Here is a 15,738-nt window from a genome sequence, read left to right on the forward strand (position 1 = left end):
TCATTTATCATTCGATCCTGCGTATAGCGCGTGGGATGATTTTGGGTTAATTTGCTCTTGTAATGTTCCTGAGAATTATTTGTTAAATTATTACTTTCAGGGGCGTAGAATAAAAAGAAATAAAACTGTGACTTTTAAGACGGTAACTTCAAAAAAGAAAATCAAATTCTGAGAACGAACAAAGAAACTTTAAAAAGAGACCTTACATATTTGATTTTGAAAAGAAAATTCAACTTAGATAGATTTTAAAAGGTTAGCAGCTTAAAATACAGATATCGAGTAAAGTTTTGGAAATGACAAGAAATGAATAATATTAGTGAGTCCAGGGCATGAAATTTAAAGTTTTTAACCCGGAGTTTTTTCTTTTTGAGATCTATTAAGTCTTACTCACGCCCCTTATTATATTCATTATGTGTATTTATCTATAATTTTGGAGATGGCATCTCTATAAAAAATTGTAACCCGTTCATTTCCACTGGAAAGAGTGAAATTGGACCCCCCTTACCTTCTTCTTTCGGTCTGATTTTAAATTTCACTTTTATTTCCGGGTAAACTTTAGCTTTTATTTTTACATCAGGCTTTTTAACCTTCAGGCTTACCTTCCCAACTTCGATAATTCTTCCGCGCTTACGCCCTCGTGAACTACTTTTGCAATTCTTCGGACAAGGCCTGTAGGGTCCTGGGCCTGGAAAACATTTCTTCCTATGGCAACGCCCTTTCCTCCGGCTTCGAGAGACCCTTCGATCATTTCCAGCAATTCCTGTTCAGAATCCATCTTCGGACCGCCTGCGATGATTACGGGTACAGGGCATCCTTCAACTACCTCTTTAAAAGTTTCAGGGCTTCCGGTATAGTTTGTTTTGATTATATCGGCTCCAAGTTCGGCTCCAATTCGGGCCGCATGCTTTACGACATCCACATCATATTCAGAGCGGACCTTTTTTCCGCGCGGGTACATCATTGCAAGGAGCGGTATTCCCCATTCGTCGCACTTTCCTGCCACGTATCCTAGTCCCTGTAGCATCTCGTACTCATCTTCAGCCCCGACATTCACATGAACCGATACAGCATCAGCTCCGACTTTTATAGCCTCTTCTACGGTTGTTACCAGAACCTTATGGTTTGGATCAGGAGCAAGGGAAGTTGAAGCTGAAAGATGTATTATAAGACCAACATCATGCCCGTATCCACGGTGTCCGTATTTTGCAAGCCCCATGTGCCCGAGTACGGCATTTGCCCCGCCTTCTGCAACCTTGTTTACAGTTTCCTGAAGGTTTTTAAGTCCTTCAATCGGACCTGCACCAACTCCGTGGTCCATAGGAATAATAATAGCATTGCCGGTATTTCGATTGAATATACGCTCCATCCGTACAGATTTACCTATAATGTTCATAGCCTGCATATTACGAATCAGATAATATATACTTTATTGGTATATTTCCTAAGAACTCAAATATCAAATTTTCTTCTATTTACTTTTTTAAAACTCTTTTTTCACTAATGAAAGGTTGAAAAAACTTCAAAATATAAAATAAAGCTTAAAAACTGTAAAATAAAGCTTAAAAAACATAAAATAAAACTTAAAAAATATTGAGTAAAGTTCAAAGAGCTTTTAAAAAATCCTAGAAAAGTCTTTGAGGCCTTATTCTGTATTTTCGTTTTGGTAGATTCCTGAATACCCTTCTTCCACTTTCGCATCCAGGGTATAGAATAAAAGCTGCATAATTCGGGCGTCTTTCTTCAGCTTGAAGCCTGCCGAGTTGTAGACTACCAGCATTGACTCGCTGCGACCCCTGTACCCTGCATCCCATACCGCGGTTTCAAGGGTAGCTCCACAGCGAATAAGGGTTGACCGTGGCTTTGCAATCGCAGCCAGGTTCATGGGAATATTTACGATTTCATTAAATAATACTTTATAGATTCCCTTGGATAAGTAAATCCAACCATCACTCCCGAATTCAAGAGTTTTTCCATCTGGAAGCTTTCTTTCAGAATTGTCAAAATCTACAGCTCCAGAACCTTCTATTGTTTTTATCTCTTTGAGGGTAAGTTCAAGTCCGTTAGGCTGGATCTGGGTTTCTATATCAACGGCGTTTTCAAGCAAAGAGGGCTTTGCCTTTATAAGTTTTCTCAGTTCTGTGCTGGATAGAAGCGTCATCGGAAATGTAATTGAAAAGATTCTTTATTACTGTTTCGGATTCCCTCTTTCTGAAGTTTCTCTTTTCCTGTCTTTATTTTTTATTATATCATTAATATTATTCTCTTTTCTATTTTAGACGGGTATTTATGAAAAGGTTTATTGTTCTCAGGTAATAACCACACCTGTCGAGATTTTCATATTAATAATCAATTGGGTTTGATAAATGGCTTATGAGAGGCTTCTAATGATAGCAAAAAGACCTACTGCATACATTATTTTCTCTGTGTTTTTTATATTCTTATTAACAGGCTGTGCCCTGGCTGCCACGGACAGAATGCAAGGTATTTCCACAGAAGAGACCTCATGGAACTACTCTCAGGAAATTTTGATCACTGAGAACGCCGGTAAAACTCTACAAGGGTATCCTATCCTTGTTCGTTTAAACTCTTCGAATTTTAATTTTTCAAAGGCAAAAAGTGACGGTTCAGACATTCGATTCTCTTCCGAGAATAAAACACTTAATTATTGGATTGAGACTTGGAAGCCTGAAAATGAGGAAGCTCTTATCTGGGTCAGGCTTCCATCTCTCTCTGCAAACCAAACCACTAAAATCCTCATGAGGTATGGAAACCCCGGAGCTGAAGCTGTGAGTAGTGGAGAGAATACATTTGACTTTTTTGATGATTTCGAGGGCAACAGCCTTAACGAGTTTCGTTGGAATGTTGAAAATGAAGGAGGAGGCCTGGTTGAAGTTAAAAATGGAATATGTAACGTTTCAGCTCCGAGTCCTCATGTTCATGATTTCTCTATGGTTTACAGCAAAAACAATTTTAACATCAATTCTATGTTTGTGGTCAAAAGAATGAAGGTTACCACAGGTGAGGATGATAGAGGGCCTTCACTGCAGCAAGGTTTTGTAGACCAGATTGACAGCAGAAGCAATGAAATCAAACATGAGACCGAATTTGCTAATGAAAGCCGAGTGGGCCTGGAAACAATTTACGAGAAGCAAAAGAGCACTTTCTATGATCTTACTGATGTTAGTGTTCCTGAAGGAGAATGGTATGTCTCAGGAATTGCCTGGTATGAAGAGAGCAATGCTCCCAAAGTATCCTGGTTTAAAAATGGTATCCGCGACTCTAAAATGGATTTTGCCTCTAATGATTCCGTAACCAATCTCCCGATGCATATTTATCTATATGCTGCTTCTTACAAGGATTCCTCAAAAAACACAGGCTGTATGGCAGTTGATTATGCGCTGGTTCGAAAATTTGTAGGAACCGAACCAATGGTCAAGGTTATCTCAGCTCAGGGAGAAAATAGAATTTCTTTAGAAAATGGTTCCGTAAATAACTCTAAAGACTTTTCTGTAAACAATTCTAAAAGTGATTCTCTAAACAATTCTAAGAGTGAATCTGTAAATAATTCTGAAAATGTCTCTGAAAATAAATCTGAGGACATTTCCGAGCCTGGGTCCAAGTTGAATTCTGAGACCTCTACTTTCGAAGGAGCGGCGCAGGTGCAGGAAAATCTGAGCCAGAATGATACCAGTGCCTCAGAGTCTAAATTCCCTAAATACAATGTCGAGATTTCCGGAATCAAGCTTTCTTCCCCTTACAATTTCGATTTCTCTACACTTACAAAAGAGCTCAACTCTTCAGGCATAAATACGATTTTTCTCAGTGTAAACAGCGAAGATATATGGCAATACGAGCGCTTTGTGAAAATGGCTCATGAAAATGGAATTTCCGTACATGCCGTGCTCCTGGAAGATGTAAATTGCACAAAAAAAGGAGCTGGTAACCTCTGCCAGAATACTCTGGACGCAGTACTTGATTATAATGAAAAGTCCCTTGCTCCCTTTGATGGGGTCGATATATACGTAAACTCTTCTGCCTGGGAAAGCCCTGAAGAAAGCGCGATCGATTACAGGAAGCTGTTTGAAACCGCCAATAAAAAGGCCGAAGAAAACGTATCCATCTCAGCAAGCCTTCCGCTTAATTATACTGCATCGCAAATCAAGGAAATCACTCCTTTTGTTGATTCCTTCGTTATCAGGGCTTATCCCGGCGAAACTGAAGAGCTTAACACCGTTTCAGGTATTGTTGACGTCGTTGCCCTCGAAATGGGAGAGATAAGAGGCGCTGGTTCAAGAGGAATAATAGAAATTTCTGTGAAAGAAGGCTTTAAGGATAAGTATTCAATACAGCAGCTTTTTGCCGGCCTCGCAGATTATTATTCAGATGATTCGGCTTTCCTAGGAGTCTCGGTTTTCAACTGCGATACCTATAAAGAACTGCCTCAAACACAGCCAGAAGAGAAGGAGTCTCCAATTCCTGGATTTAACGTCCTCTCAGTGATTCTTGCGGGGCTTGGAGCTTTTTTCTTCTTAAAAGTAAAGAGAAATTAAGAGCCTATATAAAAGTCAGTAATGCATGTTGAAAAGTTACTAGGACTTACGCAGTTGAACTGAGAAATCAATAGTACTAAACCTTCAACTGCCTAAAATATGTATTTAGACGTAGCGTCTATTGTGCTTGGTTTTTCACCTCCAATGTGTAAGTCCTAACCTCATCATTAAGGTATTCTCCCAGAATACCTTTTCCAGTAACCTTTCAGTGTGTAAGTTTTCAAAAAAAGCAGGAAGTAGGTTCGTCAAATACATAAGCAATAAGGTTATGACGATCAAGATGAGTTGCGGATTCAGAGATGGGTGAGAGTCATCAAGGTAAGATTGGAGGAGATTTTACAAAATTCATTATGAGATGAACTTTTAAAAAAGAATATATTGTAGAAGTTTATTGGAAAAAATAAGATGATAACCATCAAGTCATATTATTTCGCGACTTATCGGTGTAACTGAAAACCAGCGTACATTTCGAAGTGGAATATGTCGGTTTTTGTTGTCATTCAACATCATCCATAGAAGATCTAAACCAAATCTAACTTCTGTGCAGTCAAATGACTCATAATAACCATCCATCCACCTGACATTTACTTTTATATTAGTCATATAGCCGAACCTCCTTATCACATTCTTTTATAGCATCAATAAGCAGGAAACCATTGATGATAATCCAACAAATTAGTGAAGCAGCCAAGTTACTTACATTATTAACTTGTACTGTGTAAAGTCCATATTCATTTAGAGATACTTTTATGAGTTGCATTTTCCAGTAGATATGGAAAGGAAAAGAATCTGCCACTCTAACTATATTGAAATCCAAGTAAAAACCTGGACGTCGACAAATTTCGATATTGTTCTTCTGTTGAATTTATGTTTTTATTTCATCATTTCTTGTACCTTTCGAATGTCAGCTATAGCTTTTTTCTTTAACTCGGTCATCTTTTCCTCATTAATTATTTCATTTTCCATCCATTGCGTTAGTATCTCCATTCTCATTACCATAACTTTCTTTTTCTGTTCTTCAGTTAGAAGTCCCCACATTTCAGTCATAAGTTCCACAATAGCAGGCATCGCTCCAGCATGCGTCATTGTGTGCGTTCCCATTGAATGTCCTTTGTCCATGTTTACCTACCCCTTTAATGATATTCATAAAACAAAATTTTGATAATTTCTGCGATACAATTATTATTTTTAGAGACTTTTTTATCTCTTCTGGAACCACCAAACTTTACCATCGATCCCACTAGCGATTGACTGCAATCAATCAAAAGTGCAGAAAATAATAGAAAGTCTCGATTTCAAATTGTACCACCTGATGATTAGTATTCAAGGAATATAATATTAGAAGAAAAATAAATACGAAATGAGTAATAATTAAGTTGATCCCAAAACTCAAAACTACTCCTTAAATCTCAAATGTAGTTAATCAATCGAGTTTCGGATCTCAAAAAAGGTCTGGAAACTGATATTGATGTAGCAATTATGTTGGTTTTGGGATGGTCTCATTAAAAAAGTCAAAAATCATAGTATGCCTGACTCAAAAGAATAAGGCTGCTCGGAAGAGAAGTTTATATTATGGCAAACCTTTGAGCAGAAACTTAATTTCCAAAAATATATCTATCCATATTCTTCAATCTTAGGACTTACGTACTTGAAGTACAAAATCAAGCACTTTCGGCATTGTGACTTGTTTAGTGTTTTAGACAGTTGAAGGTTTAATGCTATTGATTTCTCAGTTCAACCGTATAAGTCCTATCCTAGACAAAGATCTTTTTTGAGAATTAGTAATAAGTTGTTTTATATTCGATAATTTATATAATTATATACACATATTTGCCTTTAGTCGAATGTGAAATGGAAAATTGAATTGTTATAATAAAAGAAATCCGATCTCAAAGAGACATTGATTGTGGATATTTGCTGCAGCCGCATTGAACCGGTGCTTTAAATGAAAGAAGCAATGCACTCCAGTCAGCTCCGGTAACAAAGTTTCTTCCCAAATACGAATTAATAGAGGGTGAGCTTGTACACATTCAATAAATTATATCAGTGCATTTTCCAAACAGGAGAACTTCCTTCTTTGTAGGGAAAGGCAATTTTCTCTTTGGCTCTGGTTTGTTTTATATGTACAAAAATATTCTGGAAGAAAAATCCTGTGATTCAGGATGAATAAATCTCTTTAACTGAGCCTATACCTGTATCTGGAGCAGGCATAGTGATAAGGCCCAAATGAATAAAGGAGATGGAATATATGGAGCAACCAATTGGTACTGGGTCCAAAACGGAGTTAGAAGTATCGCAAGCACCCTGGTGGTCTATACTTCTGGAAGGGATTATTGCTATTGTTATAGGTATATTCCTCTTATACGAGCCTATAGCAACTACTATTCTGTTAATACAACTCCTGGCCATTTTCTGGCTAGCAGAAGGAATTGTTGCTGTAATAGGAGCGCTGATATTTACGAAGGACGGGAAATGGAAGCTGCTTTCAGGCATTCTGAGCATTATTGCAGGAGTTGTCATACTAATGTACCCTATCATCAGTCCTTACATAGTTCTTAAGCTCCTCATTGTCTTCATAGGAGCATTAGCTATTATCAACGGTGCTGTGGTACTTACCTCAGCACTTAAAGGAGGGGGGTGGGGTACGGGTATTCTTGGCGCTCTTACCATAATCCTTGGTTTGCTTCTGCTGACTAACTCTCTGGCAGGAGTCCTGATCCTACCCTGGATATTCGGATTTTTCCTTATTATCGGGGGAATTGGAGCAGTTGTCTGGGGAATAAAAATACGAGCCTGAATACGGAATTTTGCGGGAAAATTTTCCGAACTTCCACAAAAACTTATAAATTTTTTTGAATAAGAGAAATCTTTTTATGTTAGTCAAACATTTATTCTTTTATTACATTGTTTAAAATTTGAACTTTTTAAACGTTTGAACGGGGGTTCTAGCATTAAAATTCTTGGATTGGTGGGTAGTCCTAATATTAATGGAAACACCGCAAAGCTTGTAAACGCAATTCTTGATGGAGCTACCGAAAACGGTGCAGAAAAAGTAATTTACAATTTAGCCTCTCTAAGTATTAAAGGCTGTGACGCCTGCTGCAGATGCCAGGAGTCAGGCTGCTGTGCAATAGACGATGACATGCAGGAACTTTACAAAGAGATCCAGGCTGCAGACACTGTTGTACTCGGCTCTCCTGTTTACATGTGGCAGATGACTGCCCAGACTAAACTCTTAATCGACCGCCTGACCGCCTTCTTAAGGCCTAACTTTTCGAGCAGGCTTGATAATAAAAAACTGATCCTTGTTTTTTCCCAGGGCAGTTCGGACAGGGATGCCTTCAAACCGTATTTTGAATACACAGCCGGACTTCTCTACTATCTCGGCTTTGATGTCTTGGAAACCGTTATTGCGGCGGGCACGGATAAGCTTGAAGTTTCATTCAGGCCCAAGCTGCTTGAAAAAGCAAAAGAGCTCGGAAAATTGGTCTCGACTTCCCCTCTTTCTGATCCTGAGTTCAGAAGAGCCGAGTCAAGCATGATTCCATTTCTCTGATTTTCTCGTCTTATTTTCTTTTTATTTTTGGTTTTTACTACTTTAACCTTTTTCACTCAATTTAAACTTTCTTTTTCCTTTTTAAACTTTATTTCATTCTTTCAAACTTCATAAAACTCGCCTGGGTATTCTACAATCCCTGCTGATCTTTCAAGCGTGCCTTCCTTTTATTCCAGTGTCATAAACGCTTCAACAGGTGCGCCGAAGGGATCTGTGATTCCCTAGGCATTTGCCTGCCTAAACCCGAATTTCGGATACTATTCAGGATGCCCCAGCGCTATAATGGAATAGTATCCTAGCCGCTTGCAGGCTTTTATCACTTCTCATATGAGTTCGCTTCCTATTCCCTGCCTCTGGAACTCAGGCAAGACTGCAACCGGGGCAAGTGAAATCGTCTCTTTTTCTATTCCTTCCTCTAATTTGATTACTACAGGGAAAAAGAGAATATGCCCAGCTATTTTTCAGTCAACTTCAACTACGAGTGAAAATTTTGGAATAAATTTTGGTTTTTTCCTTAGATTTTCAACGAGCTTTCCTTTATTGGGCCGCCCGAAGGCAAGATCGCTTACTTCGGTTATTGCCAGATAGTTAGAAGGATTTTCGAGGCGATTGTTCTTACCATCAGCTTAAAAATCTGGATATACTTATCTGATACTTTTATTTGACAGTAAAAATCTTATCTCGAATTCGAGAAGGTTCTCAACAATTTTTATAAAATTACCGATCTATACGCTTTTTTTAGCAGAATTTATATGTTTGAGAGATTCATTTAAAGAAAGTTTAAGGAAAAATGAATTTCATCTGAGTTTATAATTTTACACTTCCCCCAACCTTTCCCTCTAAAATCTGTAAAACGGAGCTCCATTTATGATCCCCTTTTTCAGTGCAGGAAAACTCGCGTTTGGAAGCATTAAAAGTGCAAAGCTGCGTTCGACCCTTACAGTGCTTGGAATCGTTATAGGAGTTGCAGCCGTAATTGCAAATGTGTCCCTTGGGGCAAGTTTCAACCAACATTTTACGAATGAAGTAACCAATATAGGGTCGAACTTCATTTATATTCAGGGGATGCAGCCCAAGCTTTTTTATGACAATGAGTTGAAGATTGTTGAGGGCACGCCCGGGATCTCGGGAGTTTCGCCTTTGAAGTCACAAACTGCAGAAGTCACGTACATGTCTGAAACCAAAAATATTATAGTTAGCGGTATCGGAAAATCTTATGACGAGGTTGCAAACACAAAACTTCAGAAAGGGGACTTTATCACTGACAACGATGGATATGTGGCGGTTATCGGGCACAAGGTTGCAAACGAGAAATTCAACCGAAATATCTCAGCCCGGAACTCCATAAACATAACCTTCAGGGTCGGAGAAGACGAAAAAGTTACAAAGACCTTTAAAGTTAAGGCAATAATTCAGAATCCGGAAAATACTGTTATCCAAGCGTACAACGATAACGAAGCCGTTCTTATCCCAATCGACGTCATGAACGAGATTCTTGGAGAAAAAGATTATGGCGGGGTTTTTGCAATGGCTGATGATCTTGCAACAGTTCAGGAAACCTCGGATGAAGTCGACGAGCGCCTTGCCCGAAATTTCGGGATTTCTGAAAGGGAACTGGAAGATAAAGATTCCCGTCCTTATATTATAATCAATCAGGCAGAAGTATTGGAACAGACGAATATGATGGCAGCAGCCCTAAGCTCTTTCCTGACGGCCGTTGCGCTAATCTCATTGCTGGTCGGCTCAATAGGGATCATGAATATTATGCTTGTAAGCGTAACTGAAAGGACAAGGGAAATTGGAGTGCTAAAATCCCTGGGATTTACAGGCTTTGATATCCTTTTCCTTTTCATGGTTGAATCAATCCTGCTCGGAGTTTTTGGAGGCCTCCTCGGGAGTACAGTAGGAATCGCAGGCGCATACAGTGTTGAAACCCTCCTCAAACTGCCTGTTGTCTTTCCTTTCAGCCTTATGGCAGCAGGATTCTTTGTGGCCGTTCTCGTAGGCTTTGTCTCAGGGGTTTACCCGGCAAGAAAAGCCGCAAAAATGAAGCCTGTAGACTCACTAAGGCACGAGTAACCCAAGTTCCACTTCCCGAGTTCCATTGCCCGAATCCCGTCTCGGGAGGAAGGGCTCTTTTCGTTACGCTACGCTTCGTTCAAGAGGGCTGAATATGGGTAAGAAAAACTGTTTTTCAATTATTTGAGCAGAATGATTTATGTGGGATATACTGAACTACACTTCAAAAAGTCAATTTTGCAAAAAAATATCTTTTATGGGTTATTTACAATTTTCATTTTGCATGAAGAATTTAATTCTCCAATTTATATAATTATAGTTTGTCCTTCCATTCCAATTTGTGAATCTACCATGGACTTAACTTCCGAATTCGTAATCGATCTTTACTGATTCGAAAAATAGTAATATCTCCGGAACAACTAACTTATATGCAAAGGGGGTTTGCAACTGGCACAAAAAGCGATTAAAAAATCTGAAGAAGAATGGAAAAAGGTACTCACGCCTGAGCAATATCACGTCCTGCGGCAGAAAGGTACGGAAAGGCCCTTTTCTGGTAACTTTTATTATAATAAGGAAAAAGGAGTTTACACCTGTGCAGCCTGCGGGCAAGAGCTTTTTTCTTCAAACACCAAATTTGAATCTGGATCCGGCTGGCCAAGTTTCTATGATGTGATTTCGAATGATAAGGTAAGGCTCAAAGAAGACACCAGTTATTTCATGAACAGGATCGAAGTAATCTGTTCCCGGTGTGGAAGTCATCTGGGTCATGTCTTTGAAGACGGACCTGCACCAACCGGGAAACGCTATTGTATCAATTCCGTTTCTCTTAATTTCAAGAAAGAAGAGGAAAAAGGCAAGAAAGGCGAAGAAAGAAAATGAGAAGGAAAGTAAGAAGAGTAAAAGGTAATATTCGAGTAAGTGGAATCTCTATGACTTGCAGATTTAAGAATTTGGGAGAGGAGGTTCAGGTAAAACTTGAAACTGGATAAACTGGATAAGAAACAGATAGAGGTAATCGGTTTTTTAACTTTTTTAATATTTTACCTTTTAGTTTTCAATCTGCTGTTTTTAGTTAAGGGATCAGATCTTCCTATCTATGTCCCTGGGACACTCATTTTTGCCCTCTTCGGATACTGGCTGGGGGGAATCCTGTACGAGAAGTATTTAAAATGAAAATTTGCTCGAAAAATAATAAAACTATCACAGCCTAACATATATCTATATAGATATTTTACTGAACTTTGTTTTTCATAATATTTATCATAGATTATAACAATCTATTAAATAGATGTTAAAAGCAATTATTTTTGATGTGGATGGGGTTCTTGTAGACTCCATGCGTTTCCAGGCTGACGCCTGGGTTAAAGCCTTCAAGGAAGTTGGAATTACCATCACCAGAGAAGATATTTACGAGCTGGAAGGCTCAAACAACAGGAGGTTAATCAAATCAATTTTTGAAAAGGCCGGAAAAGAGCCTGAGCCCTGGCATTTAGAGCAACTGCCTGAAAAGAAACGAGAAGCTCTCGAATTTGATCGGATAAAGCCCTTTGAAGGTATACTGGATTGTCTAAAAGCGTTAAAACGACACTTCAAGCTCGCTCTGGTTTCCGGGTCACATACTGATACAGTAAATAAAGTTGTGAATAAATATTTCTCTAACTATTTTGATGTCATAATTACTGGGAGTGACCTTGAGCGTGGAAAACCGGATCCTGATCCTTATCTCAAAGCCCTTGAGAATCTTTACCTGACAAAAAACGAGTGCATAGTAATTGAAAATGCACCTCTAGGGATAACTGCCGCCAAGAGGGCAGGGCTTTACTGTGTTGCAGTTGCGAGTATGCTCGAGCCTGAAAAGATAGAGCATGCGGATCTCGTGCTCGAAGACCATGCTGCCCTTCGTGGTTACCTGAAGAGCCTCATTCCAAAGTGATATGGTTTTTCATGATTTTTTTCTTCACTCAGCCGGATTTGCAGAAATATTACAGAAACTGAAAAGGTTTTTCATAAATTTTTCTCATTAACTCTTTTTCAAGTATTTCTCTTACAGCACGAGGCCTGTCCAGTTCTCTGGCAAGTCTTCGCAGTCTTTCGGTTTTATTCCTGTATCCCTCTTCTTCAAGGACTTCCCGAATACATTCAAGTACGATCTCAGGAGGTGTGGAACAGCTGATAATCCTTCCATAACCTTTCTCCTCAATTACTCCAGCGTTATTCTCCTGCTCGCTATGTCTCTGTAAGGAAAAGAAAGAATAGAGATTCCGGATCTCAGGGCTTCCATAAACGAAATTTGCTAATTTTAGAACGGATAACTTTTGAAGTCATGAAGATTAAAAGAAGAAAGTAACATGGGGAAGTTATGTAAACTTCTTATTGATGGCACGGTTTTTGATCTGTTCGTATATTTTTTTGTCCCACGCTACTAATTATCGATACTACTCTCACATATATATGTTTTTTCTTTTTTTCTATGTAATTATTAAATTAAATATATCCTTATGCTCTGAAAATATATTATTTTATTCCTCAAGTTTAATTGAACTATCTTTAGATATAGATTACTTTATTTAATTAATATTGTTCTTTATATTACTTTCCTTTTTGATCAGTCTATTAACTAGAGAACATCCCGCCCGAATTCCACAAGCCTTTTTAAATAACTGCTTGCCCGCAAGCCTTTTCAAAAAAGGCTTGAGCGAAAACCCCTGGAGACGTTTGAGTTTGAGGACCTTCTCTCCAAAACCCTATCGGCGTGATCAACCGGCGCAACGGTTGTGGCACAACCCTTTTTAAAAAAGGCTTGACCGAAAACATTGTGCCAGTGTGATCAAGAGGGGAAACACTTGTGAGTATAAATTATGTAAATCAAAGTCAAGCGTTTACGTGCAAAATTAAATTACACAGGAGCAGAAAACAGGAGGAAACGGCGAAAACATACAAAACAAGTTAAAGACAGCGAGAAATATTAAGGATTTTGCGAACTCAAAACATATCTAAAAAAGAAAAAAGAGAACCGGAGGGTTCGGCTTAGAGGCCGTAGTTCTCCGGCTTGAAGACCTTAACTTCATTCTTGTACTTTGTAAGACAGTCGCCCATGAACTTGTCCATGTCATCTGGGAGGGCTTCGAGGGCTGCCTTTGCGTCTGCGAGAGCTTTGGTTTCGAACCTGGAGAGCTCGAGCTTGTCGGCTGCACCTTCTTCGACGATCTTGCAGCATTCAACTGCGGCGTTCTTTGCCCTAAGGTAGATGTTGTCTCCGTCCTTGACAATTGCCTGACCGACTCTGTATGCGTTGTCATATGCAAGCATATAGGCCTGAGGGTCTCTGTATCTGTCGGAGAGCATCATGAGGTCTCTGAGAACTTTGTCGTTCTTGGTTTCAAGAGCGGTGTTCATGAGGGCGCAGTCGTATGCGAGGGTTTCGGACCAGCACTGAACAGTTGTACCACCGAACTCACCGTGATACTCAACAGACTCGTTAGACCAGCAGTCACAGCACTGCATGACCAGGTTACCCATTACATCAGAGTGGGCGCAGGTTGAAGTCTTACCTTCCATGGTCATTGGCATACCTGTGATGGCTTTGACGATAATGTTTTCATATCCACAGTCTTTTCCGGGTCCTACTGCACCTGCTTCGTATGCAACAAGGGACCTGGGAGCGGAAATTGCTCTTGCGATAACTGCGATTGTGTGGGCCAGGTTCTTGTTGAGCAGTCCACCACCAATGAACATTGCGGTGTTTGCCTGTGAACAGTCTGTGTCACCTGCGGAAACAGTTCCGGTCTTCTTTGCGATCTTGGAGATATCGGTCCAGATCATTTCCATATCAATGGAACCGAGACAGCCAATTGCATAGAGCATACCAGGAATATCATTCCTGAGAACTGCATAGTCGAAAATTTCCTTACCACCCATGCTCTCTACAGAAAGCAGGTCAGCACCATTCTCGGCACACTGTTCGAATGCCTCAAGGAAGACAGAGTATTTGTCGCCTCTGAGCTGCATGAATTCTCTGTTTTCACGGATGTCACCAATGGTGTGGCGGAGTGCGCACTTTATGCCATATTCATCGTGGTATTTCTCCATAATGGTTTTCTGGGCATGTGCGACTTCTGCTCCCCAGGAAGGGTTGTTGGACATCTGCTGAACGTGTTCGGTTTCAAGGATAATTGCTGGGAAACCAACCTGAACCATTCTTTCCATGATGTCAGTGGTGATCCTCTCGTATTCCTTTACGAGCTTTTCCTTGGATGCACCAGCTTCAGGTCTTGGAGCATAATTAATTTCAGGAATTGTGTAACCTGCACCGATCTCAAGGCCGAGACCTGCCTTTACAGGGTACTTGGATACGCCGAAAGTCATTTCGTCTGCATTTGCGTATGCCATTGAAGTGTATCTTTTTGCTGCCATTTTACTCACCTCAGTGCTTGTGGAACATATCTCTTAATGCTGTGATATCTGTAGTACCTGCAATTATTGCGTCAGCAATCTTGGGGGCATCAGCGGCTTCTTCTCCATATACACCAAGTGCAAACTGAGACACGAAGTCCTGATTAACTGCGCCACCACCACATGCGAATGGAATCTTTATTCCGTTTTCAAGGAGCTTATCGTTAACTTCCTTGAATGCATACATAGTGGTTGTCATAAGGGCAGTGCCTGTGAGCATAATTGGCTTTTCTTTCTTAACTGCATCAAGAACTTCTTCTGCAGGTACATCCCTTCCAAGGTCGACTACATTGAAGCCGTTTGCTCTGAGGAGAGCGGTAACGATATTCTTTCCAATGTCGTGAACGTCACCTTCTGCGACGTGGCAGACAACGGTTCCTTTGGTTTTTGGAGTAGCTCCAGAGTTCTCCTTACAATATTCGATACCATCAAGCATGGCATCAGCGGACATCATGACGTTGGGGAGGAAAATTATACCTTCATCATAAAGTTTTATGACAACTCCCATACCGACCATGAGAGCGTCATCGATAAGATTAATTGGATCCTTGCCAGCATCGATTGCTGCCTCAAGACCCTCGACAACGTCATCTTCTTCTCCTTCGAAGATGGCCTTTGCGATGGGGTAAATCAGTTCGTCTTTAGGATAGAGTTCTTCTGCGGCTTCTTCAGGCGTCATTGCCTTTTCCAGAGCCACATTGTATCTGGTTAAAACCTTTTTCAGACTTGCCTCTGTAAAGTCCAACATATTTTTAAACCTCCGTTTGGTTTTTAGCAAAAAGGTCGCTACCGTTGCCGGGTCTGCAGTCCCGGACATAATCAGTGTCGTGAGGTTCCGGCTTTACCTCCGTGAAGTCCTTTCTTTCGAGAGTACTCAGGCCTGGAAAATCTACAATTCATCCATTCTACAGGATTCTATCTTCAGATTTCCTTGGAGTCTACCAGCGAAAGAATTCTCCTTCTCACCGGAACTTTTCCTTTTTGATTAATTTGCATGCCTGCTAATGCTGACACGTCTTTACAGCATTATTAGGGGAAATTATCACATATACCATAACCGACGGAAATTTTTTCCTGGTTTTTACAGAGCAACAGGGGGTCTGAATTTTTGAATCGATTGCAAGACATTTTGCCCTGAAATTTTGTGCCATAAGTTTTCAA

Annotated in this window: 13 protein-coding genes and 1 pseudogene; 7 read left to right on the forward strand and 7 right to left on the reverse strand. The window is 39.9% G+C overall.

Features of this window, described 5'->3' with window-relative positions; genetic code table 11:
• Positions 1-595 precede the first annotated feature (595 nt).
• Positions 596-1,393, reverse strand: a complete 798-nt coding sequence (locus BP621_RS14490) for a 2-amino-3,7-dideoxy-D-threo-hept-6-ulosonate synthase (RefSeq protein ID WP_292391300.1) — start codon at positions 1,391-1,393, stop codon at positions 596-598.
• Positions 1,394-1,642: 249 nt separating this feature from the next.
• Positions 1,643-2,158, reverse strand: coding sequence for a deoxyuridine 5'-triphosphate nucleotidohydrolase (locus BP621_RS14495; RefSeq protein WP_292391228.1), 516 nt, complete (start codon positions 2,156-2,158; stop codon positions 1,643-1,645).
• A 226-nt stretch (positions 2,159-2,384) separates the two neighbouring features.
• On the opposite strand from BP621_RS14495, the gene BP621_RS14500 reads away from it, so the two are divergent.
• The gene (locus BP621_RS14500; RefSeq protein ID WP_292391230.1) at positions 2,385-4,550 is read left to right on the forward strand and encodes a DUF2341 domain-containing protein; all 2,166 of its coding nucleotides are present in this window, start codon (positions 2,385-2,387) and stop codon (positions 4,548-4,550) included.
• 873 nt (positions 4,551-5,423) lie between these two features.
• On the opposite strand, the gene BP621_RS14505 is transcribed toward BP621_RS14500, so the two are convergent.
• Positions 5,424-5,669: a hypothetical protein gene (locus tag BP621_RS14505; protein WP_292391232.1), complete on the reverse strand. Its 246-nt coding sequence runs from the start codon at positions 5,667-5,669 to the stop codon at positions 5,424-5,426.
• A 1,129-nt stretch (positions 5,670-6,798) separates the two neighbouring features.
• Here BP621_RS14505 and BP621_RS14510 point away from each other — a divergent pair.
• On the forward strand, positions 6,799-7,347 hold the full coding sequence (locus BP621_RS14510; RefSeq protein WP_292391234.1) for an HdeD family acid-resistance protein: 549 nt from the start codon (positions 6,799-6,801) through the stop codon (positions 7,345-7,347).
• A 135-nt stretch (positions 7,348-7,482) separates the two neighbouring features.
• The gene (locus BP621_RS14515) at positions 7,483-8,106 is read left to right on the forward strand and encodes a flavodoxin family protein (protein ID WP_292391236.1); all 624 of its coding nucleotides are present in this window, start codon (positions 7,483-7,485) and stop codon (positions 8,104-8,106) included.
• A gap of 323 nt (positions 8,107-8,429) precedes the next feature.
• Here the strand turns inward: BP621_RS14515 and BP621_RS17260 are convergent, their stop codons facing one another.
• On the reverse strand, positions 8,430-8,564 hold the full coding sequence (locus tag BP621_RS17260) for a GNAT family N-acetyltransferase (RefSeq protein ID WP_394339315.1): 135 nt from the start codon (positions 8,562-8,564) through the stop codon (positions 8,430-8,432).
• 409 nt (positions 8,565-8,973) lie between these two features.
• Here BP621_RS17260 and BP621_RS14520 point away from each other — a divergent pair, with 409 nt between their 5' ends.
• From BP621_RS14520 to BP621_RS14535, 4 genes are all read left to right on the forward strand, one after another.
• Positions 8,974-10,185 (forward strand): ABC transporter permease, encoded by a 1,212-nt coding sequence (locus tag BP621_RS14520; RefSeq protein WP_292391239.1) that lies wholly within the window; start codon positions 8,974-8,976, stop codon positions 10,183-10,185.
• A 387-nt stretch (positions 10,186-10,572) separates the two neighbouring features.
• Entirely contained in the window at positions 10,573-11,004 is a 432-nt protein-coding gene (gene msrB / locus BP621_RS14525; RefSeq protein WP_292391301.1) for a peptide-methionine (R)-S-oxide reductase MsrB, read from the forward strand.
• A gap of 96 nt (positions 11,005-11,100) precedes the next feature.
• Positions 11,101-11,298: a hypothetical protein gene (locus BP621_RS14530; protein WP_292391241.1), complete on the forward strand. Its 198-nt coding sequence runs from the start codon at positions 11,101-11,103 to the stop codon at positions 11,296-11,298.
• A 115-nt stretch (positions 11,299-11,413) separates the two neighbouring features.
• Positions 11,414-12,058 (forward strand): HAD family hydrolase, encoded by a 645-nt coding sequence (locus tag BP621_RS14535; protein WP_292391243.1) that lies wholly within the window; start codon positions 11,414-11,416, stop codon positions 12,056-12,058.
• A 49-nt stretch (positions 12,059-12,107) separates the two neighbouring features.
• On the opposite strand, the pseudogene BP621_RS14540 reads toward BP621_RS14535, so the two are convergent.
• The 3 genes and pseudogenes from BP621_RS14540 to mtaC form a co-directional block, all read right to left on the reverse strand.
• Positions 12,108-12,412, reverse strand: a pseudogene (locus BP621_RS14540) (glycosyltransferase); the annotation flags it as partial.
• 740 nt (positions 12,413-13,152) lie between these two features.
• Positions 13,153-14,538 (reverse strand): methanol--corrinoid protein co-methyltransferase MtaB, encoded by a 1,386-nt coding sequence (gene mtaB, locus BP621_RS14545; protein WP_292391245.1) that lies wholly within the window; start codon positions 14,536-14,538, stop codon positions 13,153-13,155.
• A gap of 10 nt (positions 14,539-14,548) precedes the next feature.
• The gene (gene mtaC, locus BP621_RS14550; protein WP_292391246.1) at positions 14,549-15,325 is read right to left on the reverse strand and encodes a methanol--corrinoid protein MtaC; all 777 of its coding nucleotides are present in this window, start codon (positions 15,323-15,325) and stop codon (positions 14,549-14,551) included.
• Positions 15,326-15,738: the final 413 nt, after the last annotated feature.

Source organism: Methanosarcina sp. UBA5 (assembly GCF_002505485.1).
Lineage (GTDB): Archaea > Halobacteriota > Methanosarcinia > Methanosarcinales > Methanosarcinaceae > Methanosarcina.

Coding starts and splice junctions, on each gene's coding strand:
- BP621_RS14490 (WP_292391300.1), bottom strand. CDS start 1,393: ATGAACATTATAGGTAAATCTGTACGGATGGAGCGTATATTCAATCGA.
- BP621_RS14495 (WP_292391228.1), bottom strand. CDS start 2,158: ATGACGCTTCTATCCAGCACAGAACTGAGAAAACTTATAAAGGCAAAG.
- BP621_RS14500 (WP_292391230.1), top strand. CDS start 2,385: ATGATAGCAAAAAGACCTACTGCATACATTATTTTCTCTGTGTTTTTT.
- BP621_RS14505 (WP_292391232.1), bottom strand. CDS start 5,669: ATGGACAAAGGACATTCAATGGGAACGCACACAATGACGCATGCTGGA.
- BP621_RS14510 (WP_292391234.1), top strand. CDS start 6,799: ATGGAGCAACCAATTGGTACTGGGTCCAAAACGGAGTTAGAAGTATCG.
- BP621_RS14520 (WP_292391239.1), top strand. CDS start 8,974: ATGATCCCCTTTTTCAGTGCAGGAAAACTCGCGTTTGGAAGCATTAAA.
- BP621_RS14535 (WP_292391243.1), top strand. CDS start 11,414: ATGTTAAAAGCAATTATTTTTGATGTGGATGGGGTTCTTGTAGACTCC.
- mtaB (WP_292391245.1), bottom strand. CDS start 14,538: ATGGCAGCAAAAAGATACACTTCAATGGCATACGCAAATGCAGACGAA.
- mtaC (WP_292391246.1), bottom strand. CDS start 15,325: ATGTTGGACTTTACAGAGGCAAGTCTGAAAAAGGTTTTAACCAGATAC.